The organism is Microcoleus sp. B3-D7, from assembly GCF_036705305.1.
Classification (GTDB): domain Bacteria; phylum Cyanobacteriota; class Cyanobacteriia; order Cyanobacteriales; family Microcoleaceae; genus Microcoleus.
Window position 1 is genome coordinate 110310 of sequence record NZ_JAUBUE010000002.1, and the last position, 23069, is coordinate 133378.

15 protein-coding genes are annotated in these 23069 nt (G+C 45.1%); 3 read left to right on the forward strand and 12 right to left on the reverse strand.

Features of this window, described 5'->3' with window-relative positions:
- Positions 1-441 precede the first annotated feature (441 nt).
- Positions 442-2751, forward strand: coding sequence for a protein phosphatase 2C domain-containing protein (locus tag QUB25_RS02085; RefSeq protein WP_333181866.1), 2310 nt, complete (start codon positions 442-444; stop codon positions 2749-2751).
- Positions 2752-2912: 161 nt separating this feature from the next.
- Entirely contained in the window at positions 2913-3638 is a 726-nt protein-coding gene (locus tag QUB25_RS02090) for a glycosyltransferase family 25 protein (RefSeq protein ID WP_333181867.1), read from the forward strand.
- A gap of 249 nt (positions 3639-3887) precedes the next feature.
- Here the strand turns inward: QUB25_RS02090 and QUB25_RS02095 are convergent, their stop codons facing one another.
- From QUB25_RS02095 to QUB25_RS02145, 11 genes are all read right to left on the reverse strand, one after another.
- Entirely contained in the window at positions 3888-4583 is a 696-nt protein-coding gene (locus QUB25_RS02095; RefSeq protein WP_333059066.1) for an LPS assembly lipoprotein LptE, read from the reverse strand.
- Between the two features lie 293 nt (positions 4584-4876).
- Positions 4877-5242, reverse strand: coding sequence for a DUF1823 family protein (locus tag QUB25_RS02100; RefSeq protein WP_333059065.1), 366 nt, complete (start codon positions 5240-5242; stop codon positions 4877-4879).
- A gap of 149 nt (positions 5243-5391) precedes the next feature.
- Positions 5392-6423: a type I glyceraldehyde-3-phosphate dehydrogenase gene (gap, locus tag QUB25_RS02105; RefSeq protein WP_333059064.1), complete on the reverse strand. Its 1032-nt coding sequence runs from the start codon at positions 6421-6423 to the stop codon at positions 5392-5394.
- 451 nt (positions 6424-6874) lie between these two features.
- Entirely contained in the window at positions 6875-7186 is a 312-nt protein-coding gene (locus QUB25_RS02110; protein WP_223300725.1) for a P-II family nitrogen regulator, read from the reverse strand.
- A 1-nt stretch (position 7187) separates the two neighbouring features.
- Positions 7188-8159: a sodium-dependent bicarbonate transport family permease gene (locus tag QUB25_RS02115; RefSeq protein WP_333034751.1), complete on the reverse strand. Its 972-nt coding sequence runs from the start codon at positions 8157-8159 to the stop codon at positions 7188-7190.
- A 203-nt stretch (positions 8160-8362) separates the two neighbouring features.
- Entirely contained in the window at positions 8363-9097 is a 735-nt protein-coding gene (locus tag QUB25_RS02120) for a glutathione peroxidase (RefSeq protein ID WP_333059063.1), read from the reverse strand.
- Positions 9098-9327: 230 nt separating this feature from the next.
- The gene (locus QUB25_RS02125; RefSeq protein WP_333181868.1) at positions 9328-9969 is read right to left on the reverse strand and encodes a Uma2 family endonuclease; all 642 of its coding nucleotides are present in this window, start codon (positions 9967-9969) and stop codon (positions 9328-9330) included.
- Positions 9970-10011: 42 nt separating this feature from the next.
- Entirely contained in the window at positions 10012-11874 is a 1863-nt protein-coding gene (locus QUB25_RS02130) for a tetratricopeptide repeat protein (RefSeq protein WP_333181869.1), read from the reverse strand.
- The gene (locus QUB25_RS02135) at positions 11864-15958 is read right to left on the reverse strand and encodes a tetratricopeptide repeat protein (RefSeq protein WP_333181870.1); all 4095 of its coding nucleotides are present in this window, start codon (positions 15956-15958) and stop codon (positions 11864-11866) included. The genes QUB25_RS02130 and QUB25_RS02135 overlap by 11 nt, the downstream gene beginning before the upstream one ends.
- A gap of 24 nt (positions 15959-15982) precedes the next feature.
- On the reverse strand, positions 15983-18787 hold the full coding sequence (locus tag QUB25_RS02140; protein ID WP_333181871.1) for a tetratricopeptide repeat protein: 2805 nt from the start codon (positions 18785-18787) through the stop codon (positions 15983-15985).
- A 277-nt stretch (positions 18788-19064) separates the two neighbouring features.
- Positions 19065-19925, reverse strand: a complete 861-nt coding sequence (locus tag QUB25_RS02145) for a calcium-binding protein (protein WP_333181872.1) — start codon at positions 19923-19925, stop codon at positions 19065-19067.
- 864 nt (positions 19926-20789) lie between these two features.
- On the opposite strand from QUB25_RS02145, the gene QUB25_RS29720 reads away from it, so the two are divergent.
- A complete protein-coding gene (locus tag QUB25_RS29720; protein WP_445242180.1) occupies positions 20790-20918 on the forward strand; it encodes a transposase in 129 nt (42 codons plus the stop codon).
- A 323-nt stretch (positions 20919-21241) separates the two neighbouring features.
- Here the strand turns inward: QUB25_RS29720 and QUB25_RS02150 are convergent, their stop codons facing one another.
- A complete protein-coding gene (locus tag QUB25_RS02150; RefSeq protein ID WP_333034761.1) occupies positions 21242-21421 on the reverse strand; it encodes a hypothetical protein in 180 nt (59 codons plus the stop codon).
- Positions 21422-23069: the final 1648 nt, after the last annotated feature.

Here is a 23069-nt window from a genome sequence, read left to right on the forward strand (position 1 = left end):
GTCTAAAATTTCAATTCCCTTGAGTGCTGCGATTTCTTCGGAAATGGCCACTATCAGGAATATGCTGAAAACAGCGTGATTTCAAGCCGAGGACTTGGGCCTCGCGCGATCGTCTAACTCTGAAAGCTCCTAGCAAAATTCATCGGCGGGTTAACAAAATGGTAGACTATTTGTGTCAGTACAAGACATTAAAACCTACCCCTGGACTGGGGGAAAGTCACGCCTAAAACATTGTCAGGAGATATCACTACGCACACAACAGTGGAAACGTGGTGAGCCCGGGAACCTGAAAAATCAGGATATTAGGACTGCGAAGTCTTAAGAATCTCCGTCTGTTGAGAAAGCGGGGGTGTCAAATAATCGCCACGTATCAACCCGTCGAGGTTCAATCGCTAAAATAGTTCAGATCAGCACGCTTGCCCAAAGGCGTCAGGAACCCTTATGCAAAACTCTGTGGCAAAACACTACTTATGGGCTTTAGGTGAAGGGATCAAAGGGTGTAAGCCAGGCGATCTGATCGCTGGTCGCTACTTGGTCAAGCGCGATCGACTTCTTGTCGATACTCAACCCGAACACTTGCCAGAACTGCCCGATGAGATTCCGAGTGTTGTCACTCCTTATCTGAGACTGTTTGCCTATCAGTTGCACGTACCTCAAGTATACGGCCTGGTATCGTCCAAGATGAGCAAGCTATCGGGAGATATCTGGCTGCTGGAAAACGGGCCTATTTTGAAGGTGACGGAATCTTTAATGCCGGAATTGGCCGACTCCTGGAAAGGAGCGGCAGCGATGCGCCAGCTCAATTGGCTGTGGCAAATGGCCCAGTTGTGGCAGCCGTGTATCGCTCAGGGCGTGGCTTCCACACTGTTGACTCCCGAACTGCTACGGGTGGAAGGGCAATTGGTGCGGTTTCTGGAATTGCAGCCCGATCGCAAACCGCCTCATTTGTCGCAGTTGGGCAAATTGTGGCAGCAGTGGCTCGAAGATGCTCACCCAACTATTGCCAATTTTTTGAGGCAACTTTGCCAGCAAATGGTTGCCGGCCAAGTGCGCCACGGCGAACAACTGATGGGCCAGTTGGATAAAGCTTTGGCAAAATGTGGCAAATTGTACGATCGTCACGTTGAAATTGCCACGGGCACGGATGTAGGCAGATCCCGGGCTCACAACGAAGATGCTTGCTATCCGCCCAGCGGTACGCTGTTCGCAGGAAAGCCGGGTGCGGAAGCTTGCGCGATCGTCTGCGACGGTATCGGTGGACAAGACGGCGGCGAAGTCGCTTCGGAAGAAGCAATTGGTGTGCTGCGCGACAAGTTGCAGCAAATGCCCCTACATCAAGCTAATTGGGACCCGTTGAGCCTGACTTCCAAGCTGGAACGGGCGGCTTGTGCTGCTAACGACAAGATAGCCAGTCGCAACGACAGCGAACACCGCCAAGGCCGGCAGCGGATGGGAACTACCCTAGTTATGGGTTTAGCCCACATTCACGAACTCTACGTCGCCCACGTCGGAGACAGTCGGGCTTACTGGATTACCCGCACCGGCTGCTATCAAGTTACTCTCGATGATAATGTGGCTTGCCGCGAGGTGCGTTTGGGCTACTCTCTCTACCGGGATGCTTTGGAACAAGTAGCCGCCGGAGCTCTGATTCAAGCTTTGGGCATTACTTCGTCCAACACTTTGCACCCGACTGTGCAGCGTTTTCCGGTGGATGAAGACTGCGTTTTGCTGCTGTGTTCCGACGGTTTGAGTGATAAAGACCGGGTTGAGGAATGTTGGGAAGCGGAGATTTTGCCAATTCTCGACGGTAGCATTAATTTGGGTAAGGCGCGCGATCGACTGATTGATATTGCTAATACTAGAAACGGTCACGATAACGTCACTGTTGCTTTAATTCACTGTCAAGCACATTTGAGGGAAGAAGGCAATACTTTTACAGAACTGTCTGTCGCACCTTTAGATACGCCGATCGAACTAATTTCCGACAGCGAGGATTTGCCAACGGATTTGAATGGGCCGACAAGCCATGGCGATGGGAATTCTGAAGGAAAAACGCAGTTGTTACAGCCGGAAAAAAGCAAAAGTTTATTTTCGCTGCTGCTGAAAATTTTATTTTTATTAGGATTAGGGGGTGTATTTGCTTATTTTTTCATCCCTCCGGTGGGTCGCGCGATCGATACTGCCGGGGAGTCGATTTTCGGGAAACGGGGTTTAATTAATGCTGGAAGGACGCCGGAGAAAACAGTTGAATCTGTAGCTTCTCCTGTCCAATCTTTAGAAACAGGATCGTTTATAGAGATTAAAAGTTCTGCGGCTGGGGAAGTGGGAAAAGAGGGCGATCGCTTGGATTTGCGAGGCGCAATCGGTGAGTTGACTGTCAAAGGAACAGTCCCAGCCGGCAGCGTTTTGCAGGTGACAAACAAACAGCTTACGCCTCAAGGCAATTGGCTAGAATTGAAAGTTTGTTCGCTTCCTGAAATAGTGCGATCGAACTCTCTGAAACCCGAGTCAAATAAAGATTTTTCTACAGTTTCAAAACCGACACTGAATCCATCTCCCGCTGTGGCAACTCCCTCCCCTTCCCCGGCAGTTAAGCCAACAGTTGAAGTAGAAAGCGCCAAGCTGCAACCGGGGGAAATCGGATGGATTCAAGAACAAGCTGCTGTTTCTAAAGTAGTCTCTAACCTAGCTTTTAACCCTACTAAAAAGGGGAAATGCGTTGATGCTGACTCAAATCCCAATGCTAATTAAACTGTTAATGCTAGATTTTGCCGAGGGGATTTGAGTAAGTTTGAGAAAAAGGAAGATACATCTTGCTAAAGATAGAGGAATTTAAGGCAGACAGAGACTTCAATTGAAATCGGAGTCCAGCGAGCCGAAGATTTATCAACTTCTTGATGCGAGATCGAACTATGACGAAAATCACAGACTATTTCCAAGGAGTTTATGCCGTAAATCTGCCTGAGAGGAAAGATCGACGCCAGCTCATAGTCCAGGAATTAGAAGAAGCAGGAATGCCCCTCATGCCTCATAAGGTTGAGATATTTCCCGCAATCCGCCCCGACGAAGCTGGAGGTTTCCCCAGCATTGGGGCGAGGGGATGCTTTTCCAGTCATGTAGCTATCCTCAAGCAGGCAAAACAGCAGGGGTTGAGCAATATCCTGATTGTAGAAGACGACCTAGAAATTTCACCAAAGTTAAGAGCACACCAAGCTGTTATCGTCGAACAACTGTGTCAGCAAGATTGGGATTTCGTCTACTTCGGACACGTCGAAGAGGTTGAAAAAAAGTCTCCTGTCGCCCTCGTGCCCTTTTCTGAGGGCGTAATGACCACTCATTTTTACGCTGTAAATGGCAGGATTTTCGATCGCCTCCTGCGGTTTCTGGAAGAACTGCAACAGCGACCTCCGGGACATCCCGACGGCGGCCCGATGCACCTCGACGGAGCTTATTCTACTTTCCGAGCTCAAAATCCTGATGTTGTCACCTTGATTGCTTCTCCAAACCTGGGGTGGCAAAGGAGTTCTCGTAGCGACATCTCTCCTAATGCCTGGTTTGACCGTGTACCTGGGGTCTGGCAATTGGCAGGCGCAGCAAGAACAACCAAAACATGGCTGAAGCGTAGCCTTTCTACTTAATTGAGTTCGAGTTTAAAATAGTTTACTCAGCTCGAATCTGTGAGCACAATTGTCCGGAAAATAATTAATACCAAATCCGGGTTTATTACTCCTTTGATGAAGGAGGGGGTTGAAACCTTTTAACCTCAAACTATACAAATAAAGTATGCCGCAGTTTACGCGACACGACCTAGGCTCGGACAGAGTAAGAGATCCAGGAAATATTTATGCCGGATTTGGTATCAGCATATTTGATATGATGCTTGATTGCTAACCTAATTTCTTAGATACCTCTGCAAGTTTAGTCACCATTTGTGAGACGGCTTTGTCAACTGCCGCGCTCAAAAGTGACTCTTCATTGCTGCTGCCAGAATTGCCGCTGACACCTCTGACAGAAATATTAGAATCGCTTTGATCGGCTTCTCCTACTGCTTTGGCAGTGGCAAGAATATCTCCCGAAGCTGTACCGATTAACCGCACATCTATTTGAACGGTAGCTTTGGTTTTTTGTGAACCAGCGCCGATTCCCATGAAACTGCCGCCGCCGGATTGTTTGTCGATATTAAACTTGGTAATGGTGCCGATGAGCACGGCGTCAACTCCTAATTGTTTGCCAATTTCGGCTGCTGTGCCGGCATCCATCGCACCGCTGCGGTTTTGCTGTTTGAGCACTTGTTCGAGTTTGCTGCGATCGACTACTGTATAAGTGCCGTTGTTGACGAGTTCGTTGATTAGCAGTTCGCTGATGCCTTTGGCGGCGCCGACTCCCCGGTAGGAAGTGTAATAGCTGTTGGTGGTGCCGTAGTCGAAGTCCATGACGACGAGGCGCTTTTTGGCGGTAGCTTGGGCGAGTTGGGTTGCGGGCTCGGTGGTGGCTGGCGTGGCGATCGCATTGACTGAAACGCCTGCTAGCATTAGGGTAACGAGGGAAATGCTGGTTAAGCGAGATATGGTGGTTGTTTTCATAAAGCTTACCTCACAGTTGTTTTGTGCCGACTCTAGGATACTTTACGGAACAGCCCGATGTCAGGGCTGGGGGTGAGGATGTTGAAATTGGCGGTTTTTAGTGTTTTTTGACTTTGCAACAGGCTTAATTTTTGTTAATTAACTGCAGAGGACGCAGAGAACTCAGAGAAACAGAGGAAGAGTTTAATCAAGCTTTCAATGCTTTATAGGGATTTAAGGGTTTTCCTGCCAAAAAATCTAATATCTCTGTACTCTAACGTGGGCACAAACCGCACAGCCATCCAAAATTCCAGTTACGCCCCAGATTCCATAAAACCCATCAACCAATTAGCCATCGTCGCCCTGCGAGTCTGTCTCGGCCCAAATTCCCCAATTTTATAGCCTTTAAAGCCCAATTTTTCCTTCAGCAACTGCTTGTTTTCTGGAGGGGTCGATCGAGTCAATTTCACTGTCGCGGGCCTAGAATCGATAAAATCGGGCGGTTCCGGGTACTCTTGCCGCCACTCGGCTGCAACACCTGCACTGTTCCACTTGCCAGTCTCGGCATCGCAGCGGTAGCCGAGATAGTGCCAAACTAATCGGTTGACAGCAGCATCGTCTATCTCTTCGTTGAGGATAGCCCAAATAATTTCGTTATTCAGCGGTGGTAATTCAGACATGAGCGCGATCGAATCGGAAATAAAAAAAGTTTAACTCAGATTAAATAATATTATCAGAAACGGGCAAGATGCCCGTTCCACAAAAAATCATAGGAATTTGTTTGTGGGGTGGACACGCCAGCCCGCCCAAAATGCCACACCCCAAAAAATTAATTATTCAAAATTCCGTCTTTCTCGGCCATAGACAGCATTAAGTCAATCACGCGACTAGAATAACCCCACTCGTTGTCGTACCAGGAAACCACTTTGAAAAACTTAGAATTCAGTTCAATTCCCGCACCTGCATCGAAAATGCTCGATCGCGCGTCGCCCTGAAAATCTGTCGAAACCACTGCATCCTCAGTATATCCAAGAATGTTTTTGAGTTCGCCCTCTGAAGCTTTTTTCATTGCCTCGCAAATTTCTTTATAGCTAGTTTCCTTCGCCGTTTTGAAAGTAAGGTCAACTACAGACACGTCGGGAGTTGGCACGCGCAAAGCCATTCCCGTCAATTTTCCTTTCAATTCTGGCAAAACCAAAGTAACAGCTTTTGCTGCACCGGTCGAAGATGGAATAATATTTTGAGCCGCACCGCGTCCTCCCCGCCAATCTTTTTGGCTGGGGCCGTCTACAGTTGGTTGAGTAGCTGTCATTGCATGAACTGTAGTCATTAAACCTTCTTCCAAACCGAAGTTATCGTTGATAACTTTGGCAATTGGTGCTAAACAATTTGTCGTACAGCTAGCATTAGAAACAACCGTATCTTTTGTCGGGTCAAATTTGTGGTGGTTGACGCCGACTAGAAAAGTTGGAACTTTTTCCGGGTCTTTTGTCGGTGCTGAAAGTATTACTCGTTTTGCTCCCGCCGTCAAGTGTTTTGATGCGCCTTCAAAATCTGTAAACAATCCGGTAGATTCTACAACATAATCTGCGCCGGATTTACCCCAGGGCAATTCGGCAGGATTTCTAATCGCTGTACAGGGGATAAAATTTCCGTCAACGACAATCCCGTCTGGTTTGCTTTCAACTTCGCCGTCGTAAATGCCGTGGGTGGAGTCGTATTTGAAAAGATAAGCCAGGTTTTCTGGCGAAACTAAGTCGTTAATGCCGACAAATTGGATGTTGGGGTTTTTGATGCCGGCACGCATGACTAGCCGTCCGATGCGACCAAATCCGTTGATGCCAACTTTTAATGCAGCCATGTTTAAACTCCTCTTGAAAATCTCGCTAGTCGATCGGGCGATCGCCTGTTGTGGCTTAGAATTTACCACGCTAACGGATTTTGGCAACTGATTCTTTTCTATCTCTTAAGAATTCTGAATTCTGCCCCGGCTGGGAAGGGCAATTAATCCTGAAATGACCGCTGACTAATGGCTAATGGCTGCTTTTTGTCAAATTGTAAAAGTGCTATAATAGACAGAAATTATTTTCAAAATTGCCTTTTTAAAATCAGGCTAAAGTAATAATAAAAAACTTATCCACAAGCCGAAACGGATTGGCCTTATCACCAGTGGCGATTGTCGGAACCAAAGCCTAGGATTAAAGTCGCAGATACGCGCAAGGACACGGCATTGCCGTGTCCCTAAACATATGGTGTAGAATCTATGTCTAGCTCAATTTTTCCGCATTGGTATAATCACCAATAACTAATAACTACCCGACGCACCTAGTAATTAGCAATTCCACCGCATCTGAAATAAAACACGACCCACCAAATTTATTGAGCACGGGTCTAATGTTTTCTGCAACTGCTGAAACTTGAGCTGGGGAACAAAAAGCAAGCACATAAATGTTATCCAGCGCCGTCATTGATGAATCACGGGAAACGTGATCCCTAGTGCTTTTTCCAGCGACATCACGAATCACCGAATAACCGGGTACGCCTGCTTTATCTAAACCGTCTAAAATCTTGCCGAGTTCTACTGAGTGGGCTATGATTTCTACTCTTTTGACTGACTCCATCATCTCACCTCCAAAACATATTGATTCCGTATAGATACAGGGGAATGCCTACAATGATATTAAATGGAAATGTCACTGCTAAGGCAGTTGAAATGTAAAGACTTGGATTCGCTTCGGGAACAGTTAGGCGCATGGCTGCTGGTACTGCTATATAAGAAGCACTCGCGCACAATACGGCAAACAGCAAAGTGTCTCCCTGCGGCATTCCGATTAATTTGGCTATTACCAAAGCAATTACTGCATTGACTATCGGAATTAGGATTGCAAAGCCGATCAGAAAAATTCCTGCTTCTTGCAAATCTTTAATTCTGCTAGCGGCAACCAGCCCCATGTCTAGCAAGAAAAAAGTCAGAACTCCGTAAAACAAGTCTTGAGTAAACGGACTCATAACTTCCCAACCATGTTCTCCTGTCAGTACGCCCATAATTAGGCTGCCAATCAGCAGAAAAACTGAACTGTTTAGGAATGCTTCTTGCAACACTTCGGGCCAAACTATTTCGCGTTTTCCTTCTTCCCCGCCAAATATACTGACTAGAATCAGACCAACTATAATTGCTGGGGATTCCATTAATGCTAGCGCGGCTACCATATAACCGTCAAAGTCGATCCCCTGTGCTGTGAGGAAGGAGGTTGCGGTGATAAATGTGACGGCGCTGATGGAACCGTAGGTGGCTGCGATCGCCGCGGCATTGTAAGAGTCGAGTTTGATCCTCAGTATGAAAAAAGTATAAATTGGTACTAGCATTGACATCAGCATCGCTGCCAAAATTGTCAGGGCGATTTGCTGGTCAATTCCGCTTTTGGACAGTTCGACGCCACCTTTAAATCCGATCGCAAACAGCAGGTACAGCGAAAACAGTTTGGGGATGGGCGCTGGAATTTCTAAATCAGATTTGAGAAAAATTGCCAGCATTCCCATGAAAAAAGCTAATATTGGGGGATTTAAGATATTTGACGATACTAAACTCAAATCCACGATCGGTCACTCCCTTTTCTTGCGTTTTTAATATTACTTCCCCAGTAATTGTTGCACGAGAATGGATCAATAGACCGATCGAAGTTTTGACACCGAAGCTTGATTACGCTAAATACCCCCCAATACAGCAAAGGTACACAGTACGCACCGTACAACGAGTAAGGTGTGCACTGTGCACCTGCAGGCTAATTATTGTTGTTTAACTAAGCAACTGCCAAATAAGACTCTAGGGCTTCGGAACCACCGATCAACTTGCCGTCGATAAATACTTGCGGCACAGTTGTAGCCCCAGTCATAGCCCGGAGCGATTTGGTTGTGATCTCCCGGCCCAAGACAATTTCTTCATAATCCAAGCCCTTTTGACTCAGCATTCCCTTAGCCTTAGCGCAGAAGGGACAGCCCATTTTTGTAAACAGTGAAACTAGCTTCGGCTTGGTTGCTGCGGAGTTGATGTAGTTGAGCATCGTCTCGGCATCGGACACTTTGAAAGGGTCGCCCGGTTCCTCTGGCTCAATAAACATTTTTTCAACCACGCCATCTTTTACCAGCATCGAATAACGCCAAGACCGCTTCCCAAAGCCTAAATCTGTTTTGTCTACCAGCATTCCCATGCCTTGGGTAAATTCGCCGTTACCGTCGGGAATTAACGTCAGATTGTCTGATTCTTGGTTTTTTGCCCATTCGTTCATCACAAAGGTGTCGTTGACGGAAATACAAACGATATCATCTACGCCATTTTCTTTGAAAACTTTGGCCAATTCGTTGTAACCCGGGAGGTGCGTTGACGAACAAGTGGGAGTAAAAGCTCCCGGCAGCGAGAAGACTACTACGGTTTTACCTGCAAATATATCATCCGTGGTGACATCCACCCACTCGGTGTCTTTGCGAGTGCGAAAGGTGACTTTGGGTACTCTTTGACCTTCTTGGTTCGTCAGCATGATTTTAAATTTTTGGGTACTTGGGTTCAATTCCTTTGCTTATTATAGCGTACTCATAACGAGTATGAGTTGTCAAGGGGAGGCGAGTTTTTTTCTCGGACTTGGGCGCGCGCGAGCTCAGCTCATTGTCTTTGCGACGATAGTTTGAATCATAGTCCGAATCAATCTCGCGGCGCGCGCGAGCTGAGTTCATTGTCTTTGCGACAGCTAGCAAATTTAAAACTTGCTGTTTAAGTAGGTCGGCAATTCTGTCTCCATTCCTTGGCTGCTGCTAACGGGTGAGGATTTTTTACACATTCTGTCAACATATCGATATTAATTCTCGGTAGCAATTCGCTTTGTGTGATTAATTCATAACCGCAGTTGGACACGAATTCAACCGGAATTTCTTCTCGCAAATGGTAGATAGAAAATCGGTCATTTCGCCAGAACCAAACCTCTTGCACATTCAACCTTCTATACAGTTCTAGTTTATTGATGCTGCCACTGGTAACAATCACTTCAATTACCAAATCGGGAAATTCTTTATCTGTGCCAATACAGTAAGCTTCATCCGGTTCCGTACCGCCACTTTTTTCCTCTTGTCGCAGAGTTGTAGACCCAAAAGGAAAATATTCGATTTCAGCTTCTACAAAGTAAATTTCTAGCAGATTTCCAATGCCAGTTTTGCGACTTTCATGGCGGCGAGAAGGCGACATAATTTCCAAAACTCCATCTAAATAAGTCACTCGATATCCCGCCGCATCTCCTATTCGATTTAGCAGTGTTTCGTATTGTTCCCAGTTGGCGCTATCGGTAATATAGCGATCTTCAGGATCTTGGCGTTGGAGTGCTTGTTCCTTAAGTAGCGTATCTAGCTCGCTCGTCAGCATCGGTATTACCTCCTTACAAGTTGTTCTAATCTTAGCTCAACTTTATTCCCAATCAAACTGCCTTCCCAAATAGTCCTCTAATTCCTGATTGTAAGGTCGGAAATAAGCGCTCAACCTGTCGCGAACCGATTCATTTACCCGCTTATAAGAACCAGGATTAGCATTTTGGTAGTCAGACAATTGATATTCCGGCAAATCTAAAAATTCTAAAACCTGCTGGACTATAGCCGCCGCATCTGCATAAAAATCTTCGCTTTTCAAAATTAACAACTGTTCTTGGGGAAAGAAAGTCCGCCAGTTTTTAATAAATTCTATGTACCTACCGCGAGCTAAATAATTGCCCGGTTCCTCGCCGATGATGTATTCTGGATTTTGATTCAACCGTTCAATTTCATCGCTAATTACTCGATCGAGCGATCGCGCTTCCCAGTTTAAGTCAGTCAAGCGGTAAAATTGAGAAATCGCCCGATCGACCGGATTTCGCAAAAGTACAATCAGTTTCGCCTCGGGAAACAGGCTGTAGAGCCGTTCCGGTGCTTCCCGAGAGTCAAAATAGCTCGGACTTGCTTCGCCCGTCAAAAATTGCTCTCCTGGAGGAATTGGCGGAAAATGAGCCAAATACCAATCAATCCCTCTATCAAAGTGCCACGAGAAAAAATCCATCTCCTTTTTAATCGGAGTCAAAATTTGCGGGTGTTGGGCTAAATAAGTATAAAGAGATGTTGTGCCGCACCGCTGAGAACCAATAATTATAAAGTTAGGAAATTGGACGGGTTTTAAGTTCCAATTTTGTAGAACTGGCATCTTGCCTGTATCTGCTTGTAAAACAGGCATCTTGCCTGTTCTATAACTTATAATAGATGCAAAACTTTGTTTAAAACTGACAGTTCGATAAAAATCAATCGCCTCGGCAATTTTACCTTGCCTCGTCAAAGCTTCTCCCAAATTCAGATAAGACCAAAAAGCCTCCGGTTTAGCTGCAACAACTTCGCGGTACAAGTTCTCAACTTCATCCAGCTTGTTTTGCCTAACAAAAACTTCCCACAAATTGTAATAAAACCACCAAGGAAGATCTGGATTTATTTCTATTGCTTGAAAAAATGCCGCCGCCGCTTCCTCCCAATATTTTTGGTGGCTCAGAACAGCACCTAAATTGTAATAAGACCAGCAATCATCTGGTTTTTGGGCGACAGTTGCGCGAGATGAGGCTAATGCGCGATCCTCTTCGAGGGCTGCGCTAACGCACTTTTCTTGCTGCTGCAACAACTCCTCTAATTTCCCTGAGTTGCCTTCATGACTCGGCATTTTTGTCAATAGCAAGTTGTAAAGAATTATTGCGCTTTTTGGGCGATCGTACTTGGCTAAATTATCTCCTAACTGCAAATAAAACCCCCAATTTTCTGGTGTAATTTGCAATTGATATTGTTCTAACACCAACTTTAAATCAGACTCTGTTTGTCCGAGAGCATATCCCAACTTCTCGTAAATTCCAGGCAAATTTCCGTCAATTTTAATAGCTTTTAAATACGTAGCGATAGCTTCATTCCACTGTTTTAGTTTAGTTAAAGCGTCACCTAAATTGCAAAAAGACCAAGCAAAATCCGAATTGAGTGCAATCTCGCAGCGGTAAGCAAAAGCAGCCTCTTCCCATCGCCGAAGTTTCAGCAAAGCATCGCCCAGATTGTGATAAGACCAAGAAAAATCGGGATTTAACTCAACAGCTTTTTTGTAAGCAGCGACAGCTTCCTCCCATTGTTCAAGTTTCAGCAAAACATCGCCCAAACTGTGATAAGACCACGAAAACATGGGATTTAATTCAATAGCTTGTTTGTAAGCAGCAACAGCCTCATCAAATCGACCGCTTTCTTGCAGAGAGTTCGCCAAATTGTGGTAGTCATGATCCATGCAAAACTCCTGCCATAGCAAGTAATTTTTCCAGCGAGTTCAAATCCAACTGCATATCTTTATGTAAAGGTTTGGTGGGAGTTCCATCATCAACCAAATCACCAATTAAATAGTAATGTTCCAAATCACACAAATTGCTAATCATCCAATAACAATGCGGAACGTAAAGGGGAGAAAAAATCTCAATTACCTTAGTTCCCGGACTGCAAAAAACTAGATTTGTTAACCCCCCTCCGTGGGGTGCGACAACTACTTTAGCAGCAGCCAAACACGATGCTTGTTCCGCTATCGACATCGTTTCCAGCTTGACACTGCGGAACCCAAATTTTTCTAAGTATTTAATTACCTCTTCATCGTTGACGATTCGCCGATAGGAAGCTTGTTGGCGGCTGATATAAATCCGCTCCGAATAGTCGGTGCTTAGTGGCTGTTGTTCCTTTAAAAAGGTCTTTCTGAGATATTCACACTTCCATTTGGAAACCGCGCCCGATCCGTCATAAGATATTGATGGAACTATTAATTTATCAGCGGTAATATGTAAATTGCAGCGACTTTCTAAAAGTTTATCTTGAGGAATTCCTAAAGTATCTAAAGTTTCTGCTTGATAGGAAGAATCCGAGGCATTGACAACAAACTTATCTATAGTTTCTATCAATCCGCTCCGCTGCAAAAGGTCAAATCGCGTAATCACATCAAACATCCAATGAAAATAAGCTGCTCCACCCCAGCGAGCAGATAAAAAAGCCACATTTCCATCGACGTGTTCAGCGGGAGGCAATTTGTCGGAAGTGATTACCAATTCCGCACAACCCATTGAAATATCAGCAACCAGTTTATTGTCTGAAGTAATCACGGCGGTAGTCACAACATCGGCCCAAGCTCGTCCGTTTGGCAATACGGCAACAAAAGCTTTTCTTGAATGAGTTTGATGTTCCCAGAATCTACGGCTGCTATCGATTGTTTTGGAATCAGATAAATTGATTTGACTCGCAGGATGGATGTCAATGCAGGTGAGGTTAGGATTGGATTCTGCTGCAACGGTCAAATCTTCTGTAAATCCACAGTATTTTTTGAGAATACTTAAGGGTAAATTTTGATTACTGCATTTTGCCCGATCGCTCTCATCGCCTTCTCCTTGTTGTTCCAGAGCATAACCTATATTATCGTAAGCTTCAAACAAATCGGGTTGAATTTGCAGGGCTTGAACTAAATTAGTGATTGCAGGTTCCCACTGCTGTTTGGCCATTAAACTCAAACCCAATCCTTCGTAACACCAACAGGATTTTGGATCGAGATTGATGCCTTTTTCATAAATGGCGATCGCCCTTTCCAATTCCCCTTGATTCCGCAGTGCATCACCCAACTTTTTGTACAGCCAACTATGCTCAGGTTCTAGCTCAATAGCACGATCAAAAGCCACTGCTGCTTCGGACCAATTTTCTTGTGATTCCAGAACTTCCCCCAAACTATTGTACAGCCAACAATCATTGGGGTTTAATTCAATAGCTTTGCGGTAAGCCCCCGCCGCTTCTTCCCAATTTTCCAGTGCAACCAAAGCCCTACCTAATCTCTCGTAGGACCAACAGAAATCGGGATTGAGTTCAACTAACTTGTGGTAAACAACAGCAGCTTCCTCACACTCAGAAAGCTCCATCAGCACATCGCCTAAATTGTTGTAAGTCCAACAAAAATCTGGATTTAACTCAATAGCTTTGCGGTAAGCAGAAGCCGCTTCCTCGTGTTGCTCAATCGCCTGCAAAGTTTCCCCCAAAAAGTGGTAAGCCCAACTAAAATGAGGGTTGAGTGCGATCGCCTGTTGGTAAGCTGCCCTAGCTTCGTCAAACAGTTTTTTACCTTGCAGAGTTTTACCCAACTTTTGGTAAGTTAAGTAGTTACCCGACTTAATTTTAATAGCTGTTTGATAGCGGGCCCTCGCCTCATCCAAATAACCGGAACTCGCCGCAATATCCCCCAACTTTTCCCAACCCAGAGACAACAGAGTTTGCTCTTCGCCCAAACTTTGATTGCCGATTTTTTTGACAATCAGTTGATAGCCTTTGTGTACAACTTCTAACTGACTTCCAAACATCTCCAAAAAAACATCTATCCCAATTTTAGTATCTTGCTCCGGGCTGTCGGGAAACGTAAACTCGTAATCATCAAAAACCATCAATCCCCCAACTTTCACCAACCTCCAAGATAAAATCGCATCTTGCAGAGCACTGGTAGGTTTGTGACAGCCGTCAATGTAAGCAACATCGTAATATTCCGAAGCCAAATTAATTAACAAATCTTGAGAGTAACCTTCTAATTCAATTACCCGATCTGCTGCTCCCGTTTTAACAATATTGCCCTTAAAATGTTGTTGAAAATACAAATCAATACAAGTAATCTTTGCCGTCGGATGAGTTAAAATATTATCCAGCAGCCAGCAAGCAGACATTCCCTGAAAACTGCCGATTTCCACAACTTGAAAATCCGCAATTCCGGTAAATTGCTGCAAATGCCGTTGCCAAATAGGAATATTGTGGGTAAACCAATCTTGGGTAAATTGATAATCTTTCGCCGCACACTCAGGCCAACCCCTCAATTCGCTCGCTTTTTGGTGGCAAATAATTGCTTCTTCTAATTCGCCTAATTGCGGTAAAATATTTCCTAAATCGTTGTAAGGCTTAGAATTAGCCGGATCTATTTCTATTTGGTGGCGGTAAGTGGCAATTTGTGCGTATAACTCCTGTTGTTTTGCCCGAACATCATTTAGTTGGGCGACAACTTCCGCAGCATTGGGTTCAATTTGCAGGGCCATGCTATAAAATACGATCGCACCTTCCAACTGCTTCTGTTTTGCTAAACTATTGCCTAAATTTATATAAAATTCCGCTCCATCTAACTCAATTCCCAGCAATTTGTGGTAATTTTTCCCGCTTGCAAGTACCTCAATAGATTGACAATAAGTTGCGATTGTGCTGTCTAAACCCGATTCGCTCCGCTTCCGCAAAACATATCCCAACCGCTGATTAATTCCCGTCAAATTCGGCTCCATCTGAACCGCGTGCAGGAAAGCAGCCACAGCTTCATCCCAGGATTGTTCGCAGGTGAAGGCTATTCCCAAATTGACATAAAACCAAGGAATATTTGGATTTATTTCAATAGCTTTGCGGTAGCAACTAATAGCTTCGGGCCACAGTTGTTTTTGAGCCAAAGCGTCCCCTAAGCAATTGTATGCCCAGTAAGAATTATCATTGATTTCCAGAGTCTGACGGTAACATTTAATGGCTGCATCAAAATCCTGTTTTTGCGCGAAAACATTACCTAAACCCACGTAAGCACGAGCGTATTTGGGATTGAGTTCGAGGCTTTTGTTGTAACAGGCGATCGCCCGACCGAATTCTCCTCGCTCCGCCCAAGTTTTACCCAAACTGTGGTAAGATTCAAACGAATTTGGATTGATGGCAAGGGCTTGTCGGTAATTGGCGATCGCCTCATCCCACCGCTTCTGGCCAACCAGCATTTCTCCTAGATTGTGATAAGCGATTGCCAGCTTCGGGTTTAACTTAATTGCCCGCGAATAACACTCAATAGCACGATCGAACTTTCCCAATTCAACCAAACTATTTCCCAGAGTGACGTTTTCCTCAGCAGTTGCCCAATTCGGCTCGATATTAAAAGCTTGATACCAACAGTCTGCCGCCTCTTCTCGCTTCTCTAACTGCGTCCAAATTCTCGCCAACTGCCGATAAACAGCAGCAAAATTCGGCGCTAGCGAAATTGCTTTTTCACAATTTACGATCGCCTTTTCCCACTGTTTCCCCTGAGAATACAAAATACCGAGATTAGCATAAACTTCCGGCAAATTTGGATTGCGATCGATTGCCGATTCATACCACTGCTTAGCTTGCTCGATTTCCCCTCGCACCTGCATCACCTTTCCCAGCGTCTGGCAAGCTGTCGCCAAATTCGGTTCAATTTTCAACGCTGACTCGCAAGCAGCAACTGCCTCATTCAACTTTCCTTCGGCTAAATAAACTTCTGCTTGCCGACTCAAATCAACCGCTGCCTTTTCCATCTTCTCAATCGAGGGCATAATTAAACTTGCTCCAGACACCAACTAACCCAAACCCACCACTTCAACCATCCTTTTCAGCGAACTCAAGTTCACTAAAATATCCTCAGTCAGCGAATTCTGATACATCAACTGTCTAATAGGATAGCATTCAAAAGCCTCGCCCGTTAAAAAGTAATGTTCCAACTGCAAATATTGACTGATTCCCCAGTAATAATGGCTGATATAGTGAGGCGACACTAACTCAATTACTTTAGTTCCCTGGCGACTAAAAATCGTATTGGTCAAGCCGCTGCCGTGGGCTGCCACTATCACCTGAGCGTGGTAAAAATGAGCAATTTGCTCTGCCAAAGACATCGACTCAGGTAAAATAGAAACAAAGCCAAATTTCTCCAAAACCTCAACCACATCTTCCTCGTTCAAAACTCGTCGATATCTTGCTTTGCTGCGGCTGATATAAATGCGTTTTGGATAGCTCGAACTAGGTATAATTCCCTTGAGAAACTCGCGCCTCAAAAAATCCATCGCCCACCCAGAAGGCCAGCCCAAATATCCCGCAAAAGACGGCACAATTAACTCTGTTGCTTGTATGTGAGGCAAGCGATCGCTCTCCAATACTTTTTCTTCGGGAATGCCCAGAATTCTCAGACTTTCCCGCTGAAATGGGTGCTGACAACTATTCACCAAAAACCAATCAATTTCCGCCAAATCCCTACCGCTGTGCCGCAGCAATTCTATCCTCGGCAAAACGTCAACCATCCAGTGAAAATAGACATTTCCCGACAAACCAGAAAGCACCGCCACTCTGCCGTCAATTTGCTTGAGAGGCGGGAATAATTCTAAATTAAAAACGCTGTGTTTTCTAATATCATGCTTTTCGCATCCAGGTAAAAACCCCGGATAATCTCTCGACACATCAGCCAACAAATAATTGTCAGGAGTAATTACAGCGATCGCCTTGCAAATCAACCAATAATTTTCCTGCGGCACAATCCAAACTCGACCGTTGGGAATTGTCGCCACAAAAGTCTTGGGCGACTGCACAGGTATCGGTTGCGAGTTGGACAAACGGCAAACTCCCCAACCCAAATGCACCGGATCGAACCACTTAGAAAGTCGCTGCAAACACAGCCCGCAAGTTAACCCGGCACACTCGGAATTTGCCAATTTGGAATTGGCGAGCGCAAATTGGGAATTCGGAATATTTTCTGCACTTGCTTCTGGTGCCGATTTCCAAAATATTTCCACATAATTGTCAACATTTAACTTAGCATTAACCAGCCAATCCCAACTCGATAAATAAATACCGTGAGGAGGTTTGATAGAATTGTGAGCAGGCGAAATAAAACTCTCTTTTTTCCACTGTTTCTGCTCCCCATATCCGTGCAATTGCAGCTCTAAAACCTTTTGATAATAATCGATCGCCCGTTCCCAGCGCCCCTGTTTTTCGAGCAGTTTTGCCAACTCAAAATAAACCTGCGGTAAAGTCGGTTGAATCTTCAAAGCCATGTGGTAAACTGCAATTGCTGCACTAAACCGCTGTTGCTGGGCTAAGGAATTTCCCACCCGCCAGTAAAGCTCTGCATTTTTGGGCTGAATTTGCAAAGCTTTTTGATAATAAACGGCTGCCGATTCGTTTCCGCCGTACTCTGTTAAAGCATTTCCCAAATGCAAGTAAATTTCGGCTAAATTATCGCAAATTTCAGCAATTGGTAATTGGGAATTGGGCATTGGTAATTGGGCATTGGGCATTGGGCCTTGGGCCTTGGGAATAGTTTCTTTTTCTTCCTTCTTCCCTCTTCTTTCTTCCTTCTTCCTTCCAGTTAGTGCTGTGAGAAATCGATCGCACGCAGCGATCGCCCTTGACAATTCATCATCTTCTACCGCCGCCACTCGGCGCCTGTCTCCTAAGCTGCAGTAAGCCTCAACAAAATCAGGCTTCAGAGCTATTGCCCTCTCAAAATAAGGCATGGCTTCAGCAATTTTGCCCAAAACCATCAAAGAAAACCCGGCGTCTGTATAGCCCGAAATATAGTCGGAATTTATCTCGATCGCGCGATCGAAACAAGCAAGAGCCGCCGAATGTTCCCCCTGTAATTGCCACGCTTTCCCTAGATTGTAGTGAGCCAAAACCATGTCCGGCTCCAACTCAATAGCTGTGAGGTAAGATGCGATCGCCCTTTCCGGACTTTTGTCCAGCAAGGCTTGACCCAAATTATTGTGCAGCGTCGCCCAATCCGGCTTAATCTCCATCGCCCGCTGGTAAACCTCGATCGCCTCAGCAGCTCGATCGTCCTTAAGCAAAATCACACCCAGATTGCTGTAAGCTTCCACGTAATCCGGCTTCAGAGCGATAGCCTGTCGGTAGGTATCCATTGCCGCTTCGAGCTGACTATTTTCATCTAAAACCACAGCCAGATTGTATAAAGCATCGAGATAATCCGGTTTTTGGGCGATCGCATTTCGGTAACAGTTGATCGCCCCCAACAAATTACCCTGCTTGTGAAAAATATTTCCCAAGTTATAATGAACTTCCGCCCAATCTGGTTTCAAATCCAGAGCTTGTCGGTAGTGAAAAACCGCTTCATCCAGCCACGCATAGTCGCTATAAAGTTGACCCAAATAAGCATGAGCCAGAAAAAACTGCGGCGAAATCTCCAAAGCTTGCACAAAAGCGTCTCTTGCGGCCGTCGGATCGCCTTGAGCTTCGAGAATTTCGCCTAAAGTCGTGTAAGCCGAGGGCGAAAACGGTTGAAGTTCGATCGCCCTTTTGCAAAAATCGATCGCCTCAGTTAACTTACCCCGGTTCAAATAAATTTGGGCTTGCCGGATATATTCTTCAGTGCTCATTGCTAGCCAGCAGTTGCGGTTTCTTTACCGCTTCAGTAAAACCTAGAAATTCTAATTTAAAAACTTTGTATTTATATTTTGCCCGATCGGGCGATCGATTAATTTTATCAATAACTCTCGATCGATTTTTTTTAACTGCCCCTGCTTCAGTTCCTGCATTGAATATTTCAACCTCACCCCGCTTGTGGCAGAGTGAGGTTGAAATCCTTTAAAACTACCGGTTTTGTGAGAACAGCCCCGAATCTTATCCGGTGCTGCCCCACAACAGCCAGTTGTTTTAGAACAACTCGAAGTTGTTCGAGGTAATTGTCAGGCCAGGCTGCAACTGAGCCACAGTTAGCACTCCGCTGGCGCCGTTGAAGAACAACGTACCGCTTGTTGGGTCGTAGACTAACTTGTTCGTGGTTGATCCTGGGCTGGCTGCGTTGAAACCAGAAACGACGACAAACTCGCTTGCCTCGAGGCCGCTACCCAAACCAGCGAACACACCGCCCTGTTTCAAGCGGATCTTATCTTCGCCTGGGGTAAAGTCAGTGATCGTGTCTACGCCATAATCGCCACCGCTGGAGAAGAAGTAGAACGTATCGCTGCCAGCACCGCCGGTCAGGACATCAGCGCCTCTGTCGCCAGAGATAAAGTCATTGCCCGATCCGCCATTGACAGTATCGTTTTCTTTACCGCCGAACAGGCTGTCGTTGCCGTCGTCGCCGCTGACAATATCGTTGCCTCGGCCACCAAAGACTGTATCGTTGCCACCGCCACCGAGTACGGTGTCGTTGCCGTTGTCGCCAGAAACCAAGTCATTGCCATCACCGCCGTCTACGAGGTCATCCCCTTTACCAGCAAAGATCCGGTCGTCGCCGCTGCCACCAGCTACAACATCGGCGCCGCTGCCTGAAAAGATATTATCGTTGCCGCCGCCGCCGCCGATACTGTCATTTCCGCCTCCGGAAATAATCAGGTCGTCGCCACCGCCACCAGCGACGGCATCAGCGCCCGCAAAAGTCAGGATGATATCGCTGCCTTCGCTGCCGTTCAACCTGTTGGCGCCGGCGATGCCGATAACGGTTGAGCCAGTGCCACCACTACCACCTGGTAGTGAACTTGCTGGCTGTGTTGGATTAGTTACCTGTGTCATTTACACTCCTCCTAAAAGATCAATCATTTTTCTACAATACACTTTTCCCTCCAAAGGGATTCAATAAATGAAACCGGACATCGGTTGAGACCCTAATTGACCCGGCTGCTATAAGCTGTCATGTAATTTAATTTGTCAGCAGCGAGCCTCGGAGCGCGAGTTGAATCCTGTATTCGTTGAGCAGCAAATCTCGGTTGTTTCCTGCTTTTGACTCTCGACTCCACCACTGCCTCCTCTAACACGAAAATATTCCACTTAAACGTTTGCGAGTTTACCATAATGACCGTCGATATGGCTAGTCATTATTAAAACAATACCCGGAAGATACACAGAGACCATTTTTAATCGGAGTATGCTCTCAAGATTGAGAAGTTGCACCGGGTCCTTGGCACTGTCGATCGCCGGAGAGTTCGATCGCCCGCAATGGGGCTGGAACTGAGCGGCGATTTCTTTTAAGTACACTGTAGTTGACCAGACTTTTGATTTTCGCCAATAGTTCCCCAGAAATCAAAATTTTTTAACTGGCTTTGAAAGCAAGCCCGCGCACGCTGGAGGCCGTATTTAATCAAAAGTGCGTCCCAACACAGTCCCGGACGGGCTTTTGAGCCTCAGCACCTGGATGTTTCCAGCCAAATCCCTCACGATTAATGCAGGATTAGGGCTAAAAAACCCAGTTTTTCAACCCTAATCCGTCATTTCAACCATGAGCCGCATCCATCCGGACAACAGACAATGCAGCGATCGTCTTTTGGTGAAGTTGGAATCAACGGTGAGCTGGTAGATTTGTGACGGTACTGTCACTAGATTTTAGATTTTAGATTTTAGATTTAGTCCACAGATGAATCGCAGTTATCGGTTGGCGCAATTGTAGTGATGGATACTTTACCTGTTCATAATGCTGAAGCCGTCATTTTTTTGATGGTATCTATCGTCGGCTCCCAAGTAAAGTTATTACCTCCATACTCGCCGGATTTATCTCCCATCGAGTTGTAGTGGGCAAAAATCAAAGCGATTTTCCGTTCTGAAGCATATCCACCTTCAAATCTTCTTGATGAAGCGATTACTAAAGCTATTAATGCTCTTACTGATGAAAATGCTTGACGATCCTTTCATCACTCTGGTCTCTTTTGAGAACCAATTAATATAGTTAATTTTTGTGGTACATTCGATGGCTAATACCTGTGATTGAAAATATTAAGTTTTTAGCAAAGAGTTTTTTACTAATTGTGGTTAAATTCGAGCTGAGCATTAACGAGCAGCAAATTTCCAGAAATTTGGTTCGGCATTCATTCCGAGAAAATCTCTACAATTTATTCCTAGCGGTGTGCTTCTAGTTGCGCTGGTGAGGCGTTGGAATTACTATGGCTGTCGTACTTGTAGATGTGAGCGTCACTCTCGAAAATATAATTGATGGAAGTAGCTGCATAGTAGGTCAGCGCTAGCAGCGACAATAGATTAAGAACTCTATAAATTGGTTTCTCAGATACTTCGTTCATTTTGACTCCTACTTTCTATGCAAATAACGAATTTGGATACCGTGACGGCACTTTTTTTTAGAAGTTCCCAAACATCTCGTACCTCTAAAAACTTAGCTGGCTCCCGTTATACACTCCTGATGCCCGATCGCCAAAAATAAGTCGTACTTGAGATTTGAAAGAGTTTTTGTTGCCTATTTCATATTGCAGTCTCTGCCTTGAATTGTCTATCTAACTGCGGTAAGAGTTAGGCATTTTGGACGCAAACGAACTCTACAATTTCCTGTTTAGAGCTACTAAGATTTGAAGAAAGGGAACTCGAAAAGCTTAAATGGCAAAGAGCCTACCTGTTTTTCCACGCCTGGCCAGGATTTTCCCACCTTCGATGAATGGTACGCAGCGGCCAGAAGTAATGAAAATTCTTAAGTTGGTCAGCGGCAGGCGAAAATATGTCTGAAGTTATATTTTTGCAAACAACAGGCCATGTTACATTTCATATTAATTTTGAGCTTGGTTGAGGTGGCAGATAATTTTTGACTAAAAAAATATTGTGGTCGCTGTCCGACAATTTCGGTCTGACAGTTTTGCCTGAACAATTTTGACTGAGCCGCACCATTAATTCACAAGGTCACCGAAGAAAATTAGGTATCACTCGCTTGGATACTTCTGCGTGAGACGTTCGGCGAGCCCTGAGTAAATCTCGCTCAGTTGAACGATTTGAGATTTGAGATTTATTCAACAGAGGAATCGGAGAGCTTGAAGAAAAGCCGAAAATTAAGGGCTGCTGCCGACTGCTGTAGGAAACTTGTATCCGTTTTTGGGCGGGATCAAAAAGCAGAAGGCAGAATTTGATAGCGGTAAAAAAATACTGTTTTAGGATTCAGAATTTTTATTGGATTCTACCTTCTAGCTGCATTTTTTTTACAATTAAAAAAGATAAATTACTCGCTGCCAGGAGCGATGGACGCAGAATAATTTAGGACGAGATAAGGGACTTTGTTGAAGCTAGTTACTTCCACAATTTATTAGAATTCTTGCTCGCATTGAGCTGTTTTTACCACAGACTTTTTGCTGGTAATTTGCAAAAGGGATAGGGGCAGAACAACAGGCCAAAACAGAGGTCCCATTATTAAGGCTATCCAAGATATCACGTCTTTTTTAGATGTGGCTGTATCATTCCAAAAACTTTTGAACCAAACAAGAAAAACGATTAAGGCAATCGAAAAGTAGCTAATCATTATCATTTTTTTACCTGCCTGTCTGTCTATAGATGGGATAGAAGTATTTATAATTATTATATCTCAGGGTGTGGCTCGCCGATCGCAACTTTATGCCCTGAGCTGCAAGCTGCAAGTGTCTAAAACCCAAAGTTTCACAGCTATCCAAGTCCAGAGCCTGCGATGTAGAGCGGACTTACTCCCGCTGCGCGGCGGTATTGGGTTCTTAAAGCCTTGCTTTCAGAGCTTTTCGAGGTTTTGTCAAACCTTGAGGATACCACCCAAATTATAGCTTATGCGATCGAGATCTGTGGTTTTATGTGATTTAAATCACTTATATTGGCCGACTTTGGTCACAAATCGAGCCGAGAACGATCACACAGCTTAGCCGACTGCAATCACCCTACTCTTTTCTCAAATGCTCGATATTATAATAGTCGAGTTCAACGAGA

Bases quoted from the DNA above. Each gene is read 5' to 3' on its own strand.
- QUB25_RS02085 (WP_333181866.1), top strand. From the start codon at position 442: ATGCAAAACTCTGTGGCAAAACACTACTTATGGGCTTTAGGTGAAGGG.
- QUB25_RS02090 (WP_333181867.1), top strand. From the start codon at position 2,913: ATGACGAAAATCACAGACTATTTCCAAGGAGTTTATGCCGTAAATCTG.
- QUB25_RS02095 (WP_333059066.1), bottom strand. From the start codon at position 4,583: ATGAAAACAACCACCATATCTCGCTTAACCAGCATTTCCCTCGTTACC.
- QUB25_RS02100 (WP_333059065.1), bottom strand. From the start codon at position 5,242: ATGTCTGAATTACCACCGCTGAATAACGAAATTATTTGGGCTATCCTC.
- gap (WP_333059064.1), bottom strand. From the start codon at position 6,423: ATGGCTGCATTAAAAGTTGGCATCAACGGATTTGGTCGCATCGGACGG.
- QUB25_RS02110 (WP_223300725.1), bottom strand. From the start codon at position 7,186: ATGATGGAGTCAGTCAAAAGAGTAGAAATCATAGCCCACTCAGTAGAA.
- QUB25_RS02120 (WP_333059063.1), bottom strand. From the start codon at position 9,097: ATGCTGACGAACCAAGAAGGTCAAAGAGTACCCAAAGTCACCTTTCGC.
- QUB25_RS02125 (WP_333181868.1), bottom strand. From the start codon at position 9,969: ATGCTGACGAGCGAGCTAGATACGCTACTTAAGGAACAAGCACTCCAA.
- QUB25_RS02130 (WP_333181869.1), bottom strand. From the start codon at position 11,874: ATGGATCATGACTACCACAATTTGGCGAACTCTCTGCAAGAAAGCGGT.
- QUB25_RS02135 (WP_333181870.1), bottom strand. From the start codon at position 15,958: ATGCCCTCGATTGAGAAGATGGAAAAGGCAGCGGTTGATTTGAGTCGG.
- QUB25_RS02140 (WP_333181871.1), bottom strand. From the start codon at position 18,787: ATGAGCACTGAAGAATATATCCGGCAAGCCCAAATTTATTTGAACCGG.
- QUB25_RS02145 (WP_333181872.1), bottom strand. From the start codon at position 19,925: ATGACACAGGTAACTAATCCAACACAGCCAGCAAGTTCACTACCAGGT.
- QUB25_RS02150 (WP_333034761.1), bottom strand. From the start codon at position 21,421: ATGAACGAAGTATCTGAGAAACCAATTTATAGAGTTCTTAATCTATTG.